Genomic DNA, 22,164 nt, shown 5'->3' with positions numbered 1-22,164 from the left:
GTTTCCGTTACAAAACCTCGCATCGCTCACGGCCGAACCAGACCACGTCCTCGACCTTGACCGCTACGTCGCCGCGCCGGGCAAAGGGTTCCACAGCCCAGGCTCCCCACATGGGCGTGTCGTTGCCGGCATCGATAAAACCCAGGGTATAGGCGGCGCCGGCCGTCAGGGAATGGCCAATATTACCCAGCAAATCCAGCAGGATAAATCCTTCCCGCGTCAGGCGTTGGTGACTCAGGCCGAACAGCTCTGCGGCCGGCATGCCGGGCCGGCATAACGCCAGGGTATCGCGGTGGATATGTTCCAGCGCCCGCAGCGCGTCCACCGCCTCGGGATAATCGCCCACGACGCGACAGCGGGTGCAGTCGCCCCAGAAGCCCTCGGCGGTAATGGGATGCACATCCACCATCAGTACGTCGCGCGCCGCCGCGGCCTGCGCGCCCGGTCCCTGGGTCGGGAAACAGACTTTGGCGTTCTCGCCCAGGCCGACGTTGGTAATGGTCCAGATGCCCGCCGCGCCCTGATCGCGCAGATAGGCATGTATGGTTTCCTCCACGGCGGACTCCGATACGCCCGGCCGGACCGCGGCCAGGCCCGCCTGGGCGGCCGCTTTCGCCAAAAGTTGCGCCTGGCGCAGCCCGGCCGGGGCCTCAAGGGCGATATCCGGCCCGGGACGATAGGTCCAGAGGGGTTTCATCGGCGGTGGCGATAAAGGCATGATAGCGGCATCCTGTTAGCAAACATGACCGGCATGGAAATATGGCGGCGTCGGGGGAACATGGCAATATCCGGGCGTGGATCCCCGGTGCACTGATTATAGCCTCCCGTGTTCATCATCAATACACCGGCGGGAGAATGATCAATGTTTAGCGATTCAATCCATATTGAAACGGTTCAATCTTTATATGTCAATATCGTTTTATAAATAAATTTATGCTTGATATAACATGATAAAAATGACAATTTAATTAATTGAAACGGTTCAACTTCTCTTAAATGCTGCGCTAAAAAGGGGCGGGCCGCACAAAAATGATCCATGCCTGTGGAGGGTAATAACATGAGTCGGAAACAGATATTATTAGTGGGAGAGACATGGGTGTCGTCAGCGACCCATTTCAAGGGATTTGATCAGTTCGGCAGCGTCACCTTTCATTCGGGCGCCAAGGCGATCATCGCGGCGCTGGCCGGTACGGAATTTGCCCTGACCCATATGCCGGCGCACGTGGCGGTGGAGGAATTCCCTTTTACCGGGCAAGAGCTTAGCCGTTATGACGCCATCTTGCTGTCGGATATCGGCGCCAACTCGCTGCTGCTGCATCCGGATGTCTGGCTGCACGGTAAAACGGTGGCCAATCGTCTTGACGTACTGCGCGACTGGACTGCCGCCGGCGGTGCCCTGGCCATGTTCGGCGGCTACCTGAGCTTCCAGGGCATCGACGGCAAGGCGCGCTGGCACCGCACCGCCGTGGAGCAGGCGCTGCCGGTGGAATGCCTGCCTTATGACGACCGCATCGAGGTGCCGCAGGGGTTCCGTCCGGTTATCGACCCGCGAAAGCAGGGACATGCGCTATTTAACAATATTACCGGCGATTGGCCGCTGCTGCTGGGCGCCAACGAGGTGGTGCCCAAGGACGGCAGCGATGTGTTGGCGCGCCTGCCGGATGAGCTGGGCGGACACCCGCTGCTGGTGACCGGTGCCCACGGGCGCGGGCGCACGCTGGTCTGGACCTCGGATATCAGCCCCCATTGGCTGCCGCAGAATTTTATCGACTGGCCCGGTTATAAACAGCTGTTGCTCAACATGCTGGGCTGGCTGACCACCCGTTAATCCGCCGATTAGCAGGGATCCTCGTTACCGACATTATCCTCCGGAGGCCGCCATGGCGCCTAAACCGAATGAAGCCTTAGTCACCGTAGCCTGCTTGCAAATGGAGCCGGTTTTTGGCGAGACCGTGCGCAACGTCAACACCTCCATCGCCATGATCGAACAGGCGGCGGCGCGGGGGGCGAATCTGATGGTGTTGCCCGAGCTGTGCAATACCGGCTATGTGTTCGCCACCCGCGACGAAGCCTTCGCGCTGGGAGAAGCGCTGCCAGACGGCCCTTCCTGCCGCGCCTGGATCGACTGCGCCCGCAGGCTGGGGGTGTATATTGTCGCCGGCATCACCGAGCGCGAGGGCGAACTGCTGTATAACGCCGCCGCTATCATCGGGCCGGAAGGGTTTATCGGCCGCTATCGCAAAGTGCATCTGTGGGGGGATGAAGCTATTTATTTCGCGCCGGGCAACCTGGGTTTCCCGGTATTCAAAACCCGCATCGGCACCTTGGGGTGCCATATCTGTTATGACTGCTGGTTTCCGGAAAGCTTCCGCCTGGCGGCATTGCAGGGTGCCGAGATTGTCTGCGTCCCCACCAATTGGGTGCCGATCCCGGGCCAGGATCCCAACCGCGAGGCCATGGCCAATATCATCTGCATGGCGGCGGCGCATACCAATTCGGTATTTGTAGCGGCGGCGGATCGGGTAGGCGTGGAACGCCATCAGCCTTTTATCGGCCAGAGCCTGATTGTCGGCTATACCGGCTGGCCGGTGGCGGGACCGGCCAGTGCCACGGATACCGATATCATCATGGCGACCATTAACCTGGCCGATGCCAAACGTCATCGCAACTGGAACGCCTTTAACCAGGTGCTGCGCGACCGCCGCACCGATGTGTATGATCAGATGCTCGGAACGTCCCATCAACCGGGCAATTTTTAGCCGCGGCGGCGGGTCATATCAAAGTCCTATGGCCCGCCTCCTGCGCCGGCAGATAAATGTGATATAACTCTCTTTCGGGCTTCTCAAGCTATGCTAACGTCAATTAGTCATTATTTAGGATTAATCTAGCTATCAATGAGAAGATTCCAAATAAAAATTTAATCAATTAGTCCTAATTAAGGATTATATGTCGCGCTGGGCGGTCACGCTGCCTCGTTGCGCTAACCCCACCCGCTACCGGAGTGAGCTATGAACGGAACAGATTATGTGGTCATGGCGCTGTATGCGCTGATGATTGTGGCGATCACGCTTTGGGCCATGCGCAAAGTGGGCAGCACCAAGGACTTTTTTGCCGCCGGCGGTAAAATGCCCTGGTGGCTTTCCGGCATTTCACATCATATGTCGGGTTATAGCGCGGCGGTGTTCGTGGCTTACGCCGCGGTGGCCTACAGCTATGGCATCACCATTTATTTCTGGTGGGCGCTGCCCATTTCCATTGCGGTGTTTATCGGCTCGTTTATTTTCGCCCCGCGCTGGGCGCGGCTGCGCATCCATATGCATATCGAATCGCCGATGGAATATCTCGCCACGCGCTACAATGTGCCGACGCAACAGCTGCTGGCCTGGAGCGGCGTGCTGCTGAAAACCTTTGATGTCGGCGCCAAGTGGGCGGCCATCGCCATTATCATTAATGTCTTCACCGGGCTCGCGCCGGTATACGGCATCGCGATATCCGGCGCATTATGCCTGTTTTATACCGTGATGGGCGGGTTATGGGCCGATGCCTGCAACGACTTCGGCCAGTTTATCGTGCAGTTTATCGCGGCCATCGTGATGGTGGTGGCGGTGGCGGCCCATCTGGGCGGCGCGCACGAACTGCTCACCGTCTGGAACCAATTGCCGCCGGCCCATACCGATATTATCCGCGAGCCCTACACGCTCGGCTTTATGCTGGCCTATTTTGTCATCTACACCCTCAGCTACAACGGCGGCACCTGGAACCTGGCGCAGCGGTTTATCGCCTCGCCCCGCGGGCGGGACGCGCACAAGGCCGCCCTGCTGTCCTCGGTGTTGTACCTGGTATGGCCGCTGGTGCTGTTTTATCCCATGTGGGCGGCGCCGGTACTGTTCCCCCATATCGCCGATCCGACGCAATCCTACTCCATCATGGCGATGCAGCTCTTACCCAACGGCCTGATAGGTCTGGTGCTGGTGGCGATGTTTACCCATACCCTGTCGATGACCTCATCGGACTCCAACGCCATTACCGCCGTGGTCACGCGCGATATCCTGCCGGTTTTGTTTCCGCGCCGGTTCGGCAACGGCCAGTCTTCCCTGGTGGTGGCGCGGGTAACCGTGGTGCTGTTTATCCTGACCACCCTGCTTATCGCGGTTAACGCCAGCCGGTTCGGCGGCGTGCTGACCCTGCTTATCGTCTGGTTCGGCGGCCTGGTCGGCCCCATCTCGATCCCCATGCTGCTCGGCCTGCTGCCCTGGTTCAGAAAATGCGGCCCGACGGCGGCCATTGCCTCATGGGCGGCCGGGGTGGCGGCATTTTTCGCGGTAAAATTCGTCGTGCCGGGCATGAGCACCACGCAAATCGTCGCCATCCCGGTCTTCACCTCGTTGATTGTCTATACGCTGGCGGGGATGTTGCGGCGTAGTCCGGTCAGCCCGCAGGTGGACATTCTGCTGGCCGCGTTAAACCAGGATCAGGGCACGGCGCAGGCTGCCGAACCCATCCACAACCTGCGTAAACCCGAATCCGGCCAAAACTAAGGAGCTTGGTATGTCATTGCCGCTACTGAACCGTCGGTGCGAGAATTTATCCGTCCAGGTGTTTGCCGATCGCCGGCAAATGGGACGCCACGCCGGCGAGGCCGCCGCCGCCTGCCTGCGTAACCGCCTGAGCGCCCAGGATAACGTCAGGATTATTTTTGCCGCCGCCCCTTCGCAAAATGAGTTCCTGGCCACCCTGGCGGCGGCCGGGGATATAGACTGGTCGCGGGTGACGGCGTTTCATATGGATGAATATATCGGCCTGCCCGCCGATTCACCGCAGCGCTTTAGCCACTATCTTAAGCGGCATCTGTTCGATATCGTCCGCCCCGGGCAAGTCCATCTGATCCCGACGGGCGACGCAGGCCGTGTGTGCCGCGAATATGCCGCGCTGATTAGCCGCGCGCCGGTGGATATGGTTTGCCTGGGGGTGGGAGAAAACGGCCATCTGGCGTTTAACGATCCGCCGGTGGCGGATTTTCACGATCCCGCCGTCATGAAAGTGGTGGCGCTGGACCCGGTCTGCCGCCAGCAGCAGGTCAACGACGGCTGCTTCGGCGAGATAAACGCGGTTCCCACCCACGCGCTGACCCTGACCATGCCCACCCTGATGGCGGCATCGCGCCTGTTTTGCATGGTGCCGGGCAGCAGCAAACGCGCGGCGGTGCGCGCCATGCTGGCGTTGCCGGTAACCACCGCCTGCCCCGCCACCGTTCTGCGTACCCACCCCGCCTGTTCACTGTTTACCGACGTAGACGCGTATGGAGAGCTAACGCATGGATAAGGTTTGTATCCGCGGCAGGGATTACCGGGAGTTAACCAGCATCGAGATCCACGCCGCCGGCGGGCTGATCCGTGAAATACGGCCGCTGCCGCAGGATGATAGCCTGCCCATCCTGGCGCCCGGTTTGGTGGATTTGCAGGTCAACGGTTATGCGGGGGTTGATTTTAACCGTTGCCCGATTGATGAACAGGCGGTACTGGAGGTCACCCGGGAATTATGGCAACAGGGCGTCACCACCTTCCTGCCCACGGTCATCACCAACGGCGATGAGCAGATCGCCGGGATGGCGGCGGCGATTGCCAATGCCCGCCGGCGCTTTGCCCCGGTCGGGCAAAGCGTGGCCGGAATCCATCTGGAAGGGCCGTTTCTTTCTCCCGAGGACGGACCACGCGGCGCGCATGACAAACGTTTTGTCAAAGCACCGGACTGGACGCTGTTTCAACGCTTCCAGCGCGCGGCGCAGGGCGATATACGCCTGCTGACCCTGTCGCCCGAATGGCCGCAGGCCCCTGGATTTATCCGCCGCTGCGCGCAAGCCGGGGTGGTGGTCGCCTTAGGTCATACCGCCGCCGACGCGTTACAGATAGACGCGGCGGTCGAGGCCGGCGCCACGCTGTCCACCCATTTGGGCAACGGGGCGCATTTGCTGCTGCCGCGCCACCCCAACTATATCTGGGAGCAACTGGCGCAGGACCGGCTGTGGTGCGCCATGATTGGCGACGGCGAACATTTGCCGGCGTCGGTCATGAAGGTTTTTATGCGCGTCAAAGGTGAACGCGGCATCCTGGTGAGCGACGCCACCAGCCTGGCCGGCATGCCGCCCGGACGCTACCGGCTGCATATCGGCGGCGAGGTGATCCTGAGCGACACGGGGCGCCTGGCGATGGCCGATAACCCGCGGTTGCTGGCGGGATCGGCGCGCTCATTACTGTACGGGGTGAATAATCTGCTCCGCCTGGGCCTGGCCACGCGCCGCGAGGCGTGGGAGATGGCGTCGGTACGTCCCTCGGCGCTGCTTAACCTGCCGACGCGGCATGGTCTGGCGGTTGGCGCCCCGCTGGACGCAGTGGCGCTTGACGAAGACCGGCGCGGCGGATTGTCCGTGCTGGCCGTTTATCAGCGGGGAGAATGCGTCTGGCGGGATGAATAGGTTTTTCCGGGCATCAATGGTTATGCCATAATGCCCGCTGATATTCAGCCGGAGGTTAGGGTAAGCCAGCCTATGAAAGAGCCAGGAAAAGGACCCGCGCTGCTGCGCCAGTACAATGAAAAGCATGTCCTGTCTTTCTTGCGGCAACAGCGCGTCAGTTCGCGCCTGGATATTGCCCGCGCGCTGTCGTTAAGCAAAAATACCATTTCGCTGATCGTGGATGATTTTATCGCGCGGGGCTACGTTGCCGAACTGGGCGTGGCCCAATCCAACGCCATCGGCCGCCCCAAAATCCATATTGCGCTGCTGCCGGATAAAATGAAGGCGGCGGGCATTATGGTCGAGCGCCAGCAATTGCACTGGGCGGTCTATGACTATTTTTCCGAGGTCATCGAGCAGCAAACGCTGGCTATCGATACCGTCGCCCCCGGCCCGGTATTGGCGGAAATCACGCGCATCGTCCAATGGATGCACCGGCGTTATCCCGAGCTTATCGGCATCGGCGTGGGCTTTCCCGGTATTATCGATCCGCTTGCCGGCGTGATGCACGTATCGTCGCATCTGGGCTGGCAACAGGTCGACCTCCTGGCGACCCTGGGCGAAACCGTGCCGATACCGGTCGGCGTGATGAATATCGTCAAGGCGGCGGCGCTGGTATCGCGCCAGCAAGGCACCCGGCAGCCGGGAGCCGAACCCGGTTTTTACCTGCGGATCGCCGAGGGCATCGGCGGCGCGCTGCTGACCGAACAGGGCGTTTATTATGGCGGCAGCTGGACCGCGGGCGAAGTCGGGCACCTGAACGTCGCCGCCGACGGGCCGCTTTGCACCTGCGGACAACGCGGCTGCCTGGAATCGTTAATCGCACTCAGGGCCATTAACGCGCAGCTGGATCAGCTGCAGCCGGGGCTGCAGTGGGCCAATCGCGCGGCGGCGCCGCAGGTAGTGGAACAGGTTATCGGCCGGGCGGGCGAATTGCTCGGCAAGGCGCTCAGCCAGATTATCCATCTGGTCAACCCGCGCACCCTGCTTATCGACTGCGCCTATAATGCCTCGTCGCTGTTTACCGAACAGGTATTGGCCACGGCGCGCCGTACCACCCTCTCTTTTGCCTACGGCCATACGCAAATCCGCTTTCTCTCCCATAGCTATGACCCGGCCCAGGGACTGGCGCTGGCCATGATCCAACGCTTCGAGCGCATTAATTTGTAGCGGCGGTACGCGCCGCCGCAAAGCAACACCGGATTAACCGCCGGTGCGGCAAGGCAACGGGTTTAATGTTCATTGTTAATTGGTATAGCTTCAGTTATTTAAGATGCGGCAGTCAATATAATGGGGATGTATCAATTTTGTGATAGACCGGTACTTTAATAATCCCCAAAAATAATTAGCATATACTATTTATCAAATAAATAGCTGATGCGTTTTTACCGCTACGAAAAGGTAGAATTTTCGATGAGAGGAATATCCTCGTCCCTTGGTTTTATTTCCGGTGTCGTTAAACATCGGGATATCGAAGAATATAATAAAACCATCGCCGGACGGTCATTACTTGCCAAGGGGCCATTATTTGAAAATACGATGCCGTGGAAAATACACAATCCACGAAGAGAGCTGCCAGCCCTTATCCCTATCCGTAAAAACGGCAGGCCGGCCACAGCCAGAGCGGAAAACGATTCTCAAGTCAATCGCCCCCCCGTCAAAAGGCATAGGATTGAAGGCAATACCTTCTCTGGCGGACTGGTGGCGATTAACAATCGCCAACCGCCAGATTCAGGCGCTCCGCCTCGCTATTGTCCTGCCGATAGCGCTCTGCCCGCAGGGCGTACCCTCCCTATAAATCCGCTGCAAACAAAAAACCAGGAGGATATCTGGCCGGTTAAGCAGGAATTAGGAACGATAAAAGAAAAATTAGCCAAGGAGATTTTACGCAATGGCCAATTACGCAGACTGATTCAGCTAGCAGATGAGGCGCAGGCACACAGACAAGAACATCATCTGCACGCCAGTGAGATTACGTCAGCACATTCCGCCACGCCTCATCAATGCCAGATATGCGCGCTTTGGGCTACCTACCATCAATTACTGACCGCAATGGAAACCGCAAAGGCGCAATCGGGCGTGCTTAACCTAGATCAGGACGGCCAACGCCAAAATAGCGACACCGTTCTTTTAACACTCGCATCCGTACTGCATCACCTCATCAGAGAAGACAGCGATAAACTGCTCGACGTTATCCGTTCCCTTGCCGGGGTTCGCATTGCGGGCCTACCTGACTCGCAGGAAACGGCAAACAAAACTGCAACCCGCCCCAGTCCGGATGTTGCAGCGCATCTCTATGAGGTCCTCACCATTAGCCCGTCATATCTGGAAAAAACATGGCAGATAAAAGACCATATCATTAAGCTGCTCGAAGAATTAAATAAGACGCTGGCGCAAAATACCGGTCTTCGCCGGCTAATGGGGAAGTCCCCGTTGACCGCCCACGCTGATGGCCACGTGCATACATTCACTCTCCAGGATGCCGATATGCAACATCCCGACAAATGCAATATTTGCGTGTTCTGGACGCATTACAATAATTTTTTCCAAGGATTGAAGCGCAATCCACAGCCTTGCACTTCCGCGACAGAATATCATGACCGCCATCGCGATTTAAACTCTGGGGTTTTTAAATTAACCCATACCCTGTTATCAATGCTGAAAAAGGATAATGATACCCTGCTCGACAGTCTGGCGCATCATGCGATAACCGCCGACAACCCAGGTGACCCGCCCATGAAAAACATTTCATGGGAGGACATTACAGCAGCCTTAACTATCGACCCGAAAGTGGTGATGGCCGGAAGCGACATGCCGCGCATTAACCCTGCTTTAGGCAAAATGCTGAATATAGAATCACAGATAAACCGTATAAAATCCGAATTCGCCGATATGCTGTCGCTCGATTTCCGGCTGCGCCAGCAGTTGGCGCAACATTCAGGTCCTGGAACACCCGCCATGCATTTTCATGTCAACGCATCAGAGACAATAGACTACAACACCGCTCATCAATGCTATTTTTGCCGGCTTTGCACGCTTTACAACCGTGAACTGTACCCTCCATCCCGGCCGGACACGCGGTTACATGCGCATAGCAGCGGAAATCCCCCCACCGGTCTCGACAATCATTGGCGGATTTTCAGCTTAACGCACTTACTGCTGACGCATCTGAAAAACGATACCCAGACCCTGCAAGACAGCCTGCCTTATTATCGAGATATAAAGGCTTAACGTCCTTATGCCCTGCGCCAGCAAACACGCGCGCTTTTGACGTCACCTCAGCGCACCAGTCCCAGGCGTTCGGCGAAATCATCGGCCGGCATCGGTTTGCCGAACAGAAAACCCTGCGCTTCCAGGCAGCCTTTTTTCTTCAGGCGTTCGCATTGTTCAAGCGTTTCCACGCCCTCGGCGATCACCTCCAGCTTAAAGCTGCTGCCCAGGTACAGGATAGCGCGGACGATGGCGGCGTCGGGGGGAGAATCCACCATGGCGCGCACAAAGGTTTGGTCCACCTTCAGGCGGGTCACCGGGTAATGTTTCAGCATGCTCAGAGAAGCATAGCCGGTGCCGTAGTCGTCAAAAGCGATGCCGACGCCGTACGCGCGCAGTTCCCTTAGCGGCTTCAGCATATGTTCATCGTGGCGCAGGATGATATTTTCCGTAATTTCCAATTCCAGCGCCTGCGGGGGTAAGCCGGTTTCCTGCAGGATGGCGCGTACCTGTTGCGCCAGCGTGCCGGTCCTGAACTGGGCGCTGAACAGATTCACGCCCATGCGAAACTCGGTTACGCCCCGATCGCGCCAGGCCGCCGCCTGGCGGCAGGCGGTCCTGATCACCCATTCTCCGACGCGCTCGGCCCAGGGACCGGACTCCAGCGCCGGAATAAATACCGCCGGACCCAGCAACCCCTTCTCCGGATGGCGCCAGCGCAGCAGGGCTTCCGCGCCGACGATGGCGTTATCGGCCAGCCTCACCTGCGGCTGGTAAAACAGTTCGAATTCATCCCGATCGTATGCCCTGCCCAGTTCCCCCTGGTAAGAGCGCTTGGCCTGTGATAATTCACGCAGCTCCCGGGTAAAAAAACGGCGGCAGTGGCGGCCGTCGGCCTTGGCCTGGTAAAGCGCCAAATCGGCGCTGGTCAGCAGTTCCTGGATGGTCAGACCGTGGACGGGATACAGCACAATGCCGACGCTGGCGCCGATATTGACCGGCTGGCCGTCGATGGTGACAATCTTGTTGATTTCATCAATGATATGATCGGCGATTTCCGCCGCCCTCTTGGCATCGGACAGTCCGGGAAGCAACAGGGCGAATTCGTCGCCGCCCATACGCGCGACCACGTCGCCCGAGCGCACGCAGTTTTGCAGCTTGAAACCCACGTCCACCAGCACCGCGTCCCCGCCCGCATGGCCCAGGTTATCGTTAACGTCCTTAAAGCCGTCCAGGTCCACCAGCATGATGATGGCGGCGTCCTCGTCCCTAAGGGTTTGCTCAAGACATAAGCCCAGCAGGGTACGGTTGGCCAGCCCGGTAAGGTGATCCATATGCGCCAGTTGGAACAAGCGCTCTTCGTTGCGGCGCCGTTCGGTGATATCGCGCAGGATGGCGCCAAAGGTGACGCGATCGTGGTCCACCCACGAAGACGCGGACAGTTCCACCGGGATCCAGACGCCGTCGGCGGAGCGCACTTTCAGTTCCAGGGTGCTGCCGCGCTGTGTGCCGTCGCCGGCGCCGGCCAGGCGCTGCAGACGGCCGACCAGGCCGTCCGGCACCAGCACGCTGACGTTGCATCCGATAATCTGTTCGCTGCTATACCCCAACAGTTTGCCCGCCGCCGCGTTCCAAAAGGTGATGATGCCTTTATCGTCGGCGCAGACAATGGCGTCGGGGGACGTATGGGCAATATTTTCGAAACGAAACTGGCTGGCGTTGCGCGCGCGTTCCAGACGGCGCATTTCCAGCCGGTCCATAACCAGCGCGGCCAGGTCGTGCATATTTTGCCTATCGCCCGCGCTCAGCCCCGGCCGGGGCACGCGGTCGATAATACACAGCGTGCCGAGGGCGACCCCATCCTGATTGCGTAACGGAATACCGGCGTAAAAACGGATAAAAGGCTCCCCGGTCACCAGAGGATTATCCCGGAACTGCGGATCCTTATGGGTATCCGGAATCACCATGATATCGTGCCGGCGAATGACGTGGGCGCAAAACGAGATATCGCGCGGCGTTTCGCAGGAGGCGATGCCGATACTGGCGGCAAACAGCTGGCGTTCGGCTTCGATCAGCGAAATGAGCACAACAGGCACTTTAAAAATATTGGCGGTAAGGTGTACTAACCGGTTAAAGCCTATTTCCGATAATGTGGAATGGATGCCATATTCTTCCAGCACGGCAAGACGCTTTTCCTCTTCCCTATCCGACGGCGAATCATTCATGTGTGCCTCTGCGAATCACGTCAAAAATAATAATTAAAAAATAAATTATTTCATGCATCAGGGTTATATCGGCATGATGAAGGCAACGCTTGAGTCATTGTCGCGTAAGCGTTGTGACGGCTCGCTCCGATTCGTCAGATACCACACCATTTCGCGCCTATTTTTCTTGTTAAGTATAGACAGCGCCGGCGGAATGCGGCGCAAATGACTCAATGCCGCGGTATTAGACGGCTTCACGAAAAACACCCCGAAATGAAGAAAATCATGCCAGCCCGCTAGGAACCGCCAATATGTCATGCTAGGTTTAATTTGCTATCTAATGATAAGAAATTTTGTTGTTTACTCTCAATCATTCACAACGCGGCCGGAGGACCATGGCAAAAAAAGATCCCTACGCCCCGCGCGAATGGCTGCCGCATGAGAAGCCCGCGCTTCCCGGTTCGCCCTCGACCCCGCTGCACCCCGTGCCAAAACGCATTGCGTACGGCATCGTCGGCGTGCTGGTTTCAATTACCGGCGGGCTGGGCAATGCGTTGGTGACGGCCAACCTGAGCAACCTGCAAGGCACTTTTGGCGCTTACTCCAACGAGATTGCCTGGCTGCCGGCGGTTTATCTGATGACCAATGTGTCGATAAACCTGCTCTTGGTGAAATTTCGCCAGCAGTATGGCCTGCGGGTATTTACCGAAGCCTTTTTGGTGCTGTATGTCTTAGTGGCGTTTTTTCACCTGTTTGTGAACGATCTTAATTCCGCCATCATGGTGCGCGCCGCGCACGGCATGGTGGGCGCGGCGCTGAGTTCGCTGTCGATTTACTACCAAATTCAGGCTTTTCCGGCCAGGCACCGCCTGAAGGGCCTGACCATCGGCATCGGAGCGTCGCAGGTGGCGATTCCGCTGGCGCGGCTGTTCTCCTCGGAACTGCTGGCCCTTAATGAATGGCGTGGCCTTTATCTGTTCGAGCTGGGGCTGGCCCTGCTGTCGCTCGGCGGCGTGCTGTTGCTTAAGCTGCCGCCCAGCGATCGCATCAAGGTGTTTGAGAAAAAAGACTTTCTGACGTTTATACTGCTGGCGCCCGGCATGGGGCTTATCTGCGCGGTGCTTTCCCTTGGCCGCATCGACTGGTGGTTATCCGCGCCCTGGATTGGCGTTTCGCTGGCGCTGGCCGTAGCGCTGATTACCGGCGCCATCCTGGTGGAACGCAACCGCCGCAATCCGTTGCTGAATATCCGCTGGCTCAGCAGCGGCAGTATCGTGCGCCTTGGGCTTATCATGTTGCTGATCCGTATCGTGCTGGCCGAGCAAAACACTGGCGCCATCGGCTACCTGCAGCAAATCGGCCTGCTCAACGATCAGATGCGCGGTTTGTCCCTGGCGATCCTGGCGGGTATTGTGGCCGGCATCGTCATCAGCGCCCTGACGATTAATCCCAAAAATCTCAGCCGCCCTATTATTATCGCTCTCGTGTTGATGACCTTCGCCTCGCTGATGGACGCGCAGTCCAACAGCCTGACGCGACCGGATAATCTGTATATCAGCCAGTTTTTACTCGGTTTCAGCAGCGCCTTTTTCCTGGCCCCGGCGCTGCTGGCCGGCATCGGCGGCGTGGTGGCCGAGCCGCGCAACCTGGTGAGCTTTTCAGTGCTGTTCGGCATGAGCCAGAACCTGGGCGGGCTGCTGGGATCAGCGCTGCTCGGCACATTCCAGGTCATACGCGAAAAGTTTCATTCCAGCCAGATAGCAGAGCAGCTAAGCCTGCAAAATCCCCTGGTGGCCGAGCGGGTCGGCAGCTATAGCGCCGCCTATGGCGGCGTGCTTAACGACAGCGATTTGTTAAGCGCGCAGGGACTGGCGCAATTACAGGCCGTCGCCACCCGGGAAGCCAATACGCTGGCCTATAACGATGTGTATATGCTGACCGCGGCCATTGCGCTGGCAACGCTGGTCTGGATTTTATGGCGACTGTTCCGGCTGCGGATGCAGGCCCGGCGCCAGGTTAACCATTAATGGAGCAACAATGAGTCAGCAACCCGACGGCCCGGCCACGGCGCCGGAAAAGGAAAAAAGCAGCTATGCCCGTATCCTGACCACCCTGGTGGCGGTGGCGATCGCCATTGTCGGCGTGCTGGTCATCCTCTACGCCTGGCAGTTGCCGCCGTTTACCCGCCAGGTGCAGACCACGGACAATGCGTATGTTCGCGGCCAGGTTACCGTCATCAGCCCGCAGCTCAGCGGCTATATCACCCAGGTCGCGGTACAGGATTTTGCCTGGGTGCGCAAAGGCGATCTCCTGATGACCATTGACGAGCGCATTTACCGGCAACGGGTGCATCAGGCCATGGCGCAGCGGGATATGAAACGGGCCGCGCTGGCCAATAATATTCAGCAACGGCGCAGCAGCGAGGCGGCGATTGCGCGCAACCAGGCGGCGGTGGTCAACGCCCAGGCGCAGGCGGAAAAAGCGCGCCTGGATTTAAAGCGCGTCGAGGACCTGATGTCCGACGGCTCGTTATCCGTGCGCGAGCGCGACGCCTCGCGCGCCAGCTACAGCCAGGCCAGGGCGGATATCGCCCAGGCCACGGCGGCGCTGGAGATGTCCCGGCAGGATTTGCAGACGGTCATCGTCAACCGCGCGTCGCTGGAGGCCGATGTCGCCAGCTCGCAGGCGGCGCTGGAACTGGCGCAGATTGATTTGGCCAATACCCGCATTGTCGCGCCGCGCGATGGGCAATTGGGCCAGATCTCGGTCAGGCAGGGCGCGTATGTCAGCGCCGGCACCCACCTGACGTCGCTGGTGCCCGAGCAGATGTGGGTGATCGCCAATATGAAGGAAACGCAAATGGCCGCCATCCGGCTGGGACAACCGGTCAGTATCCGGGTGGATGCGCTGGACTACGCCAGCCTTAGCGGCGAGGTGGAAAATATTTCGCCCGCCGCCGGGTCGGAATTCAGCGCCATTACGGCGGATAACGCCACCGGCAACTTTGTCAAAATCGCCCAGCGCATCCCGGTGCGGATAAAAATCCACGATGATGGCCCTCTTTACCGGCGGTTGCGTCCCGGCATGTCGGTGGAAGTCAGCATCAATACCCTGAATGCCGAAAACCAGCAAGGCGAGGTACGCTGATGCCGGCGAAACCCCTCCTGCTGCGTTTATCCGCGCCCTGCCTGCTCCTGCTGCTGTGCGCCTGCCACCCTGGGCGCGAGCCGGCGGCGCAGTCAAGCCTGCTTATCCCGGCGCAGTGGCGCGAAAAGGTGGGCCCGGCGGCGCCGGTGGAGGCGCGCTGGTGGCGGGAATTTAACGATCCGGTATTAAGCCGGCTGGTTGAACAGGCTCTGCGCAATAATACCGATATCCTCACCGCCCGCGCCCGGGTTGACGAATATCGCGCCCGGCTGCGCGCGGCCAACGGCGATCGCCTGCCGTCGCTGGACGCCGGCGTCGACGGCACCCGCGCCCGGGTGCTGTCGTCGGCCACCGGCCTGCCGGTCTATAGCACGGTCTACCAGGGCACGCTGCAGGCGGGTTATGACGTAGATCTCTGGGGACGGCGGTCCGCTACCGCCGCCGCCGCGCGCGCAAGCCTGGAAGCGCAGCAGGCCGCGGCGGCGGCGGCCATGCTGACGGTGGCCTCGTCCGTCGCCTCGGGATATCTGACGCTGTACGCGCTGGACCGGCAACTGGCGTTAACCCGCGCCACCCTGGAATCACGGCGCAATTCGCTGAAACTGGCGCGCAGGCAGTTTGAAACCGGCTATTCATCGCGGCTGGAATACGTGCAGGCGCAGGCGGAATACCAGGCCGCCAGCGCCCAGATACCGCAGCTGTCGCATCAGATAACGGAACAGGAAAACGCGCTAAGCATTCTCTTGGGCGCTAATCCCGGCGCCATCCCGCGCGGCGACGATGCCGGCCGGCTGCGCCCCCTGCCCTTGCCCACCCTGCTGCCCTCGGAGCTGATGCGACGGCGTCCCGATATCATCCAGGCCGAACGGCAGCTGATTGCCGCCGACGCGACGCTAAGCTCCGCCCGCGCCGCTTTGCTGCCCTCGCTTAACCTGACCGCCTCCGGCACCCTGCAGGACAATGCCCTGGAAAAGCTTATCGATAATCCTTTCCGGCTGTGGAGCATCGGCGGCAGCGTACTGGCGCCGCTGCTCAACCGCGAGGCCCTGAACGCCCAGGTGGATATCAGCGCCGCCACCCGCAACCAGGCCCTCTACAATTACGAAAAAGTGGTGCGATCGGCGTTCAGCGAAGTGAACAATAGTCTGGACGCCATCACGCGGCTAGAGGAACAGCTGACGGAAACCCGGCGGCAGGAGGACGTGGTCAGCGAGGCGTTGCGCATCGCCCATAATCGCTACCGCAACGGCTACGCGTCTTACCTGGAAGAACTGGATGCCCAGCGTACCCTGTTCGCCACCCAGGTCAGCGTAATACAGTTGCGCAACAACGTGCTGCTGGCGCAAATTGATCTTTACCGTTCCCTTGGGGGCGGCTGGCGGGTGGACGGCGATAACCTGGAGCCGCGCTAGGGCAGAAGTGAATGCGGTTCGCCGCCTGAGGGAAGACTCGGGGCGCGCGCGGCGTTGGCCCATCGCTTTGGGCCAACGCCTAACTGATTAATCAGAAATAATAAATCAGCGCCACCGCCAGCACATCGTCGGTATTGATACCGCTGTTTTTGGTGAAGTCGTTATTTTTCAGTAAATTGACTTTGTAGATAACGTCCGTGGACATGCGTTTATTGAAGAAATAAGCGCCGCCGACGGCCAGGTATTTCAGCGTATCCTGATTACCATAGCCTTCGATATCCTTACTGCGGGTTTGCAAATAACTGACGATCGGCGCCAGGCCGTTGGTGAATTGATATTGCGCCAACAGTTCCACCACCTGGGCCCGGTTGGCAAAACCATACACGCTGTGGCTGCTGCTGCCGAACGGCGTCGCGTTATAGGTTTCGGTATAGGTGGCCGCCAGGTAGATCTGGTGGGCGTCATATTTCAGGGCACCGCGATAGGCGTCGGCTTTATCGCCATGGCCGTAGGCCAGGTTATTTTGTCCCTCGGTTCGATCGGACGTGGCAAACGTAGCGCCGGCGCTGATACCCGCGCCAAAGTCATAAATCAGCGCCGCGCCGTAGCCTTCGCCGTTCTGGCGCAGGGCATCGCGGCCGTTATTGGTTTCGGTGGCGCTGCCGTTCTTGCCCTGGTACTGGGCGGTGAGCTTCAGGCCGTCGATCAGGACGTTATTGCGATAGGTCAGCAGGTTGCTGGTGCGTTTAAACATAAAATTGTCAATGCCGTAAGCGTCGCCGCCAAATTCGGGGATCACATCGGTCCAGGCGCCCAGATCGTACAGCACCCCGAAGTTACGCCCGTAATCCACCGACCCGTACTGCTGGGTGCGCAGGCCGGCGAACCCGAGGCGGGTGACGCTGGTGCTGGTGCTGCTTTCCGCCTGGTTGGCGTTGACCTGGTATTCCCACTGGCCGTAACCCGTCAGGGACGAATTAATCTCGGTCTGGCCGCGAAAGCCAAAACGGAAATAGGTTTGATCGCCATCGATGCCCGGATTATCGCTAAACATATGCAGCGTATCGACCTTGCCATACAGATCGAGCTTGTTGCCGTCTTTATTGACAATCTCGGCCGCGTTGCCGTTGCCGGCAATAAAAACCAACGGTAAAACCCACCACAGAACAGAAGATTTCATTTTATTCCAACCCTCAATTAATTAATTTAAAATAAAATTCAAATAGTGAATTGCTGTGTTACGTCCATATTTATCCCTTGGCCGGTGCGGCCAATTATTGTTTATGGCTTTTCTTTTTCAGCGTTTAAACGGCATGCTCCTGCGGTACGGCTTTTTCCGGCGCACCTTTATGGCGGTTAAGGTAGCCGATGTTGTTATTGCCCCACAGCGATTCGTATTTCATGCCGGTCAGCGTCTCCACGGTGGCCCGTGCCTCCGGCGTGATCTGCTGCGGCAGCGGATGATTGGCCGCGCGCATTTTCTGCGTTTCCAGCTGCAGGATGCGGTGGGTTTTCAGGTTCAGCTTAAAGCGCAGGGAAATAATGAAACCCGCGGTCAGCACCAGCACCGTGCCGATGCACAGGATGGCCAGGATGGCGTGGCTTACCTGCGGCAACTGCACTTTCTGCCCGGAAACGAACCCCGACAGCTGCAGGAACACCCCCACCAGCATTACCGCCCCGGCCTGGGACGCCTTGCGCGTCAGCGTCATGATGCCGGCGAAGATGCCCTCGCGCCGCTGGGCGGTGATCGCCTCGTCCACATCGGCGATATAGGTGTAGATATTCCAGGGCACATAGTTGATGCCGCCCCGGCCAAGGCCGGCCACGGCCGATACCAGCAGCAGCAGCGAGAACGTGTCGCTCAGGCCGGCGTAGTACAGCACGCCGTAGGAGAGCGCGCTCAGGCCGAACAGGGTGACCACCAGCCGGTAGGACGGCGCCGGTCCGAAGCGGATGCACAGCGGGATCATGCCGATCACCGCCACGAACTGCAGGATCGCCATCACCCCCATCAGGTTGGAGGCCACGGTGGCGCTTTGCATCAGCACGAACACCACATAATAGGTAAACACCGCGTTGAACACGTCCTGGGCGATGTAGCCGCCGAGGTACAGGCCCAGATGCTGGCGAAAGATGCGCACGCGCAGCGTGGAGGACAGTTCGATATGCAGGCGCCGCAGGCTTTGTCCCAGGGTCAGCTGCTGTTTTTCACGCTCAAGCTTTAATACCGCCTCCGATTTCAGCGCCGCCGGCCGCTCCCAGGTAAACAGGTAGACCAGGGTCAGCACCAGCGCGCAGATCACCGCGAACACCACGCTGGCGTAGAAAAAGGAAATGGCGTTGTCCTTGCCGAAATGCGACAGCAGGATGCCGGGCAAAAAGGCGGCCAGGATGGCGGACAGCTGCGCCAGGGCGATGCGCGCGCCGGAGAACTTGGATTTTTGTTTAAAATCGTCGGTCATTTCCGGCACCAGGGTTTCGTAGGGCACCAGGATCATGGTGTAGACCACGTCGAACAGCAGATAGGTCAGCAGGTAATAACCGTAGCCCATGCCGCCGACCCACATCAGGCAGTAGCTGAACACGCAGGGAATGCCGAGCAGGATAAAAAACTTACGGCGGCCGAAACGCTTGCCCAGCCAGGTGCCGCCGAAGTTATCGGTCAGGTAGCCCATCAGCGGGCTGACCACGGCGTCCAGCACCCGGGCGCAGGCAAAGATAAAGGTGGCCTCGATGGGCGAGAGGCCGCAAAACGTGGTGTAGAAATAAAGCAGCCAGGCGGCGGTCAGGGCGGTGGTGCCCGCGCCCAGGAAATCGCCGGAGCCATAAGCCAGGTATTGCGGTAAACCTATGGAACGTATTTTCATTGCTGTGATGTCCAGGATTGTATCTGGTTAGACAAAGGTTGAAGAACACTTGAATCTGCCGGTTATAACGCGGTTCAAGATAGAACCAACCAACAATGAAAACCTTTCTGCGGTTGCCAGAACGTTGCGTCCAGTGGCAGAAAAACGAAGAGAATAACGATCGAGGTCAAAGATATAAAAAAATAGTTTATTTTTAATAAAACATCATTTTATTTAACGGCAATGGGAATAACGGCGGCGCGGCGCCCTTTATTCCGCGGGCATCCAGGCCGCCGGGTTCCTGCCCGCCGCCTGGATGTGGCGGCGAACCGCCGCCGCCCTGCCCGTCAGTTCCCCGTGGACTTAACGTCGTCCCGCCAGCGGTCCAGATAGGCCATGACCGCCCGCAGGGCTTCGTTTCGCACCGCGTTATTGATGCGGCCGTCTTGGACATAGCCGAACTTCAGGCAAGCGAAGCCAATTTCAACGGCGAGGGTCGCAACGTCGGGCGACGCCGGCAATGCCTGCAGTTCGCCCAAGCGCGCGGCCGTGTCGCGCAACAAGCGTCCGATTGATGCGTTCTTGACGGCATGGGCGGCACGGTCGGTATCGCTAAAAGAACCATTCAGCAACAGCACGCTCGCCACCGGATGGGCGTTGTAATACTCCACGCAAATATCTATCACTCTGCGCACCCACGCGCTAAGCGTACGGGCGCGGGCGGCGTCCGAATCCGCGATGGCGTCGGCAAGGCGGCGCATATGGATCTGCGAGATATGCGCGAACAGTGCGTACTTATCAGGAAAGAAGGGATAGATGCTGGCCCTAGGTACTTCCGCCAGGGCAGCAAGGGCGGGGATCGAGGTTTTTTCCGGGCCCAGTTGCTCGAGCATGCGCTCCGCCGCCTCGATGACCCGGGTCATGCGTTCCAGCGACCGTTCCTGCACGGGACGGCGCGTTCGTTTTTCCTTGGGGGGACTTGCATCAAAATCAGACATATGTTAGATTTACAAAAAGTGACAGATGTTGGATATTAGCAGATTTCACTAAGGATGACCACGCCCTACGTCAAACCGGTACGTATGCGGGCAAAACGCTTTCTTGAACATCCAGACGGGAGACGCCATGACAGCCGTAAACGGGGAGATCTATATCCATGTCGAGGAACAGGGCAAAAGTGACCCGACGCTTATCTTCCTGCATTATTGGGGCGGGTCGTCCCGAACCTGGCGCCACGTCATCGCCGCCCTGGCAAACGCCTGGCGCACCCTCGCCGTCGATTTGCGCGGTTGGGGTTTGTCGGATGCGCCGCGGGAGAATTATGCGCTGACCGATTTCGCCGATGACGTTGAACGGGTGATCAGGGCGCGTGGTTTGTCGGATTTCGTGCTGGTTGGGCACTCCATGGGCGGTAAGATCGCTCAATTGATCGCGTCGCGCCAGCCGGAGGGACTGGCCGGGCTGGTGCTGGTCGCTCCTTCGCCACCCACGCCGCTCGGGTTGCCGCCCGAGATGCTCGTCGGCATGGAGGCGGCGTACGCGTCCGCGGCCTCGGTTGCCGCCACCATCGACCAGGTGCTTACGGCAAAGCCTCTCACCGAAGGCCAGCGGCGTCAGGTTATCGAAGACAGTCTGCGCGGCGGCGCGGCGGCAAAAATCGCCTGGCCGCGCCACTCCAGCCAAGAGGACATTTCGGCCGCGGTAAGCGCGATTACGGTGCCGGTCCTGGTCATTGCGGGTGAATGCGATCGGGTCGACAGCGTCTCCACGCTCGAGACGGAACTGCTACCGCGTATCCCCCAGGCCAGGATGCGCGTGCTGGCGGGCACCGGACATCTATCCCCCCTGGAATCGCCCGGGGAAATCGCCGCATTGATCAGAACCTTTATTTCAGCATTGCCCAAAAACGCCATCTCGGCGCGCGTCAGACAAGCGTCACAACCCTAACCACCTGCAAAGTAAGGACCTCATAATATGTACAAGACCATTCTTATTACCGGCGCCGGCTCCGGTTTCGGCGAAGCGGCCGCCATCGGCTTGGCGCGCAACGGCCACCAGGTTATCGCCACCGTGCAATGCTCGCCGCAGGTAACGCCGTTGCGCGAAAAAGCCAAGGCTCTGGGACTAGCCAATCTGCGGGTGGAAAAGCTTGATCTCCTCGACGCGCATGACATGGCCTACGCCCAAAGCTTCGACATCGACGTGCTTTGGAATAATGCAGGCATGGGCGAGGGCGGTCCGGTTTTCGAAATTCCGCTCGATCTCGTTCGCCATAACTACGAGGTCAACGTTTTTCTTCCGCTCGCGCTGACGCAAAGCTTCGTCAAAAAGTGGATCAGGCAGAACAAGCACGCAAAGGTTGTCTTCACCTCATCGATGAGCGGGCTGTTCTCACCCGCCAATTGGGGCGTTTACGCTTCGACCAAGCATGCGCTGGAATCCATTGCCGAGGCGATGCAGCAGGAATTGGCCGCGCACGGCATCAAAGTCCAGACCATCAATCCAGGCGCCTATTATACCGGTTTTAACGAGACCATGGCCGATACGGCCTTCCGCTGGCTCGACGACACGAACAATATTACCCGGCGAGCCGACCTGCGCGCGCAGTTCGACGAGGCGCTGGCATCGCCATTTGGCCATCTCGATGCGCGGGAAATGATTGATCGCATGATTGAAATCGTCCCCGCCGACAACGGAAAATTCCGTAACGTGGTGCCCCAGGCGGTGGAGGATATGCTGAAAGCTCAACAACTGGCGGCCTGGGACAATCAGATCTGAAAAAACCCCAAGGCGGCGCTTCGGTCGCGCCACCTTCCCCGCCGGCTTGCAGG

At 59.0% G+C, this 22,164-nt stretch carries 17 protein-coding genes; 12 read left to right on the top strand and 5 right to left on the bottom strand.

Annotation, left to right across the window (positions count from 1 at the left end; genetic code table 11):
• Positions 1–7: 7 nt before the first annotated feature.
• Positions 8–718, bottom strand: a complete 711-nt coding sequence (locus ACL2XM_RS00520) for a M24 family metallopeptidase (protein WP_410013838.1) — start codon at positions 716–718, stop codon at positions 8–10.
• Between the two features lie 339 nt (positions 719–1,057).
• Here ACL2XM_RS00520 and ACL2XM_RS00515 point away from each other — a divergent pair, with 339 nt between their 5' ends.
• From ACL2XM_RS00515 to ACL2XM_RS00485, 7 genes are all read left to right on the top strand, one after another.
• Positions 1,058–1,828 (top strand): glutamine amidotransferase, encoded by a 771-nt coding sequence (locus tag ACL2XM_RS00515; protein WP_410013837.1) that lies wholly within the window; start codon positions 1,058–1,060, stop codon positions 1,826–1,828.
• A 52-nt stretch (positions 1,829–1,880) separates the two neighbouring features.
• Positions 1,881–2,759 (top strand): nitrilase family protein, encoded by an 879-nt coding sequence (locus ACL2XM_RS00510; RefSeq protein ID WP_410013836.1) that lies wholly within the window; start codon positions 1,881–1,883, stop codon positions 2,757–2,759.
• A 249-nt stretch (positions 2,760–3,008) separates the two neighbouring features.
• Positions 3,009–4,538 carry a sodium:solute symporter family protein gene (locus ACL2XM_RS00505; protein ID WP_410013835.1) on the top strand — a complete coding sequence of 510 codons (1,530 nt, stop codon included), beginning with the start codon at positions 3,009–3,011 and terminating at the stop codon, positions 4,536–4,538.
• Positions 4,539–4,548: 10 nt separating this feature from the next.
• A complete protein-coding gene (locus ACL2XM_RS00500; RefSeq protein WP_413721271.1) occupies positions 4,549–5,322 on the top strand; it encodes a glucosamine-6-phosphate deaminase in 774 nt (257 codons plus the stop codon).
• On the top strand, positions 5,315–6,472 hold the full coding sequence (locus ACL2XM_RS00495) for an N-acetylglucosamine-6-phosphate deacetylase (protein ID WP_413732087.1): 1,158 nt from the start codon (positions 5,315–5,317) through the stop codon (positions 6,470–6,472). The genes ACL2XM_RS00500 and ACL2XM_RS00495 overlap by 8 nt, the downstream gene beginning before the upstream one ends.
• A 72-nt stretch (positions 6,473–6,544) precedes the next feature.
• Complete coding sequence (locus tag ACL2XM_RS00490; protein WP_413732086.1) at positions 6,545–7,681, top strand: ROK family protein; 1,137 nt, start codon at positions 6,545–6,547, stop codon at positions 7,679–7,681.
• Positions 7,682–7,888: 207 nt separating this feature from the next.
• Positions 7,889–9,742 carry a hypothetical protein gene (locus ACL2XM_RS00485; RefSeq protein WP_413732084.1) on the top strand — a complete coding sequence of 618 codons (1,854 nt, stop codon included), beginning with the start codon at positions 7,889–7,891 and terminating at the stop codon, positions 9,740–9,742.
• A gap of 47 nt (positions 9,743–9,789) precedes the next feature.
• Here ACL2XM_RS00485 and ACL2XM_RS00480 read toward each other — a convergent pair whose 3' ends face one another.
• Positions 9,790–11,946: a putative bifunctional diguanylate cyclase/phosphodiesterase gene (locus ACL2XM_RS00480; RefSeq protein ID WP_413729576.1), complete on the bottom strand. Its 2,157-nt coding sequence runs from the start codon at positions 11,944–11,946 to the stop codon at positions 9,790–9,792.
• Positions 11,947–12,320: 374 nt separating this feature from the next.
• On the opposite strand from ACL2XM_RS00480, the gene ACL2XM_RS00475 reads away from it, so the two are divergent.
• Genes ACL2XM_RS00475 through ACL2XM_RS00465 form a run of 3 tightly spaced genes read left to right on the top strand, consistent with a single transcriptional unit; the run spans position 12,321 to position 16,484 of the window.
• Complete coding sequence (locus tag ACL2XM_RS00475; RefSeq protein ID WP_410013829.1) at positions 12,321–13,952, top strand: MFS transporter; 1,632 nt, start codon at positions 12,321–12,323, stop codon at positions 13,950–13,952.
• 10 nt (positions 13,953–13,962) lie between these two features.
• Positions 13,963–15,072, top strand: a complete 1,110-nt coding sequence (locus ACL2XM_RS00470; RefSeq protein WP_410013828.1) for an HlyD family secretion protein — start codon at positions 13,963–13,965, stop codon at positions 15,070–15,072.
• Positions 15,072–16,484, top strand: coding sequence for an efflux transporter outer membrane subunit (locus ACL2XM_RS00465; protein ID WP_413732082.1), 1,413 nt, complete (start codon positions 15,072–15,074; stop codon positions 16,482–16,484). Before ACL2XM_RS00470 ends, ACL2XM_RS00465 begins: the two co-directional genes overlap by 1 nt.
• A gap of 91 nt (positions 16,485–16,575) precedes the next feature.
• Here the strand turns inward: ACL2XM_RS00465 and ompC are convergent, their stop codons facing one another.
• The 3 genes from ompC to ACL2XM_RS00450 all read right to left on the bottom strand — a co-directional run bounded on the left by ompC (position 16,576) and on the right by ACL2XM_RS00450 (position 20,331).
• Positions 16,576–17,664, bottom strand: a complete 1,089-nt coding sequence (ompC, locus tag ACL2XM_RS00460; RefSeq protein WP_410013826.1) for a porin OmpC — start codon at positions 17,662–17,664, stop codon at positions 16,576–16,578.
• A 124-nt stretch (positions 17,665–17,788) separates the two neighbouring features.
• Entirely contained in the window at positions 17,789–19,354 is a 1,566-nt protein-coding gene (locus tag ACL2XM_RS00455; RefSeq protein ID WP_410013825.1) for an MFS transporter, read from the bottom strand.
• Positions 19,355–19,680: 326 nt separating this feature from the next.
• The gene (locus tag ACL2XM_RS00450; RefSeq protein ID WP_413732080.1) at positions 19,681–20,331 is read right to left on the bottom strand and encodes a TetR/AcrR family transcriptional regulator; all 651 of its coding nucleotides are present in this window, start codon (positions 20,329–20,331) and stop codon (positions 19,681–19,683) included.
• Positions 20,332–20,458: 127 nt separating this feature from the next.
• Here ACL2XM_RS00450 and ACL2XM_RS00445 point away from each other — a divergent pair, with 127 nt between their 5' ends.
• Both ACL2XM_RS00445 and ACL2XM_RS00440 read left to right on the top strand, forming a co-directional pair.
• Positions 20,459–21,280: an alpha/beta fold hydrolase gene (locus tag ACL2XM_RS00445; protein WP_413727792.1), complete on the top strand. Its 822-nt coding sequence runs from the start codon at positions 20,459–20,461 to the stop codon at positions 21,278–21,280.
• Positions 21,281–21,307: 27 nt separating this feature from the next.
• Positions 21,308–22,111 carry an SDR family oxidoreductase gene (locus ACL2XM_RS00440; RefSeq protein WP_413732079.1) on the top strand — a complete coding sequence of 268 codons (804 nt, stop codon included), beginning with the start codon at positions 21,308–21,310 and terminating at the stop codon, positions 22,109–22,111.
• The last annotated feature ends 53 nt before the right edge of the window (positions 22,112–22,164 follow it).

The organism is Sodalis sp. RH20, from assembly GCF_047324205.1.
Taxonomy (GTDB): domain Bacteria; phylum Pseudomonadota; class Gammaproteobacteria; order Enterobacterales; family Enterobacteriaceae; genus Acerihabitans.
Note: the sequence above shows the minus strand (reverse complement) of the source record. Positions and strands in the feature narration are given on the sequence as shown.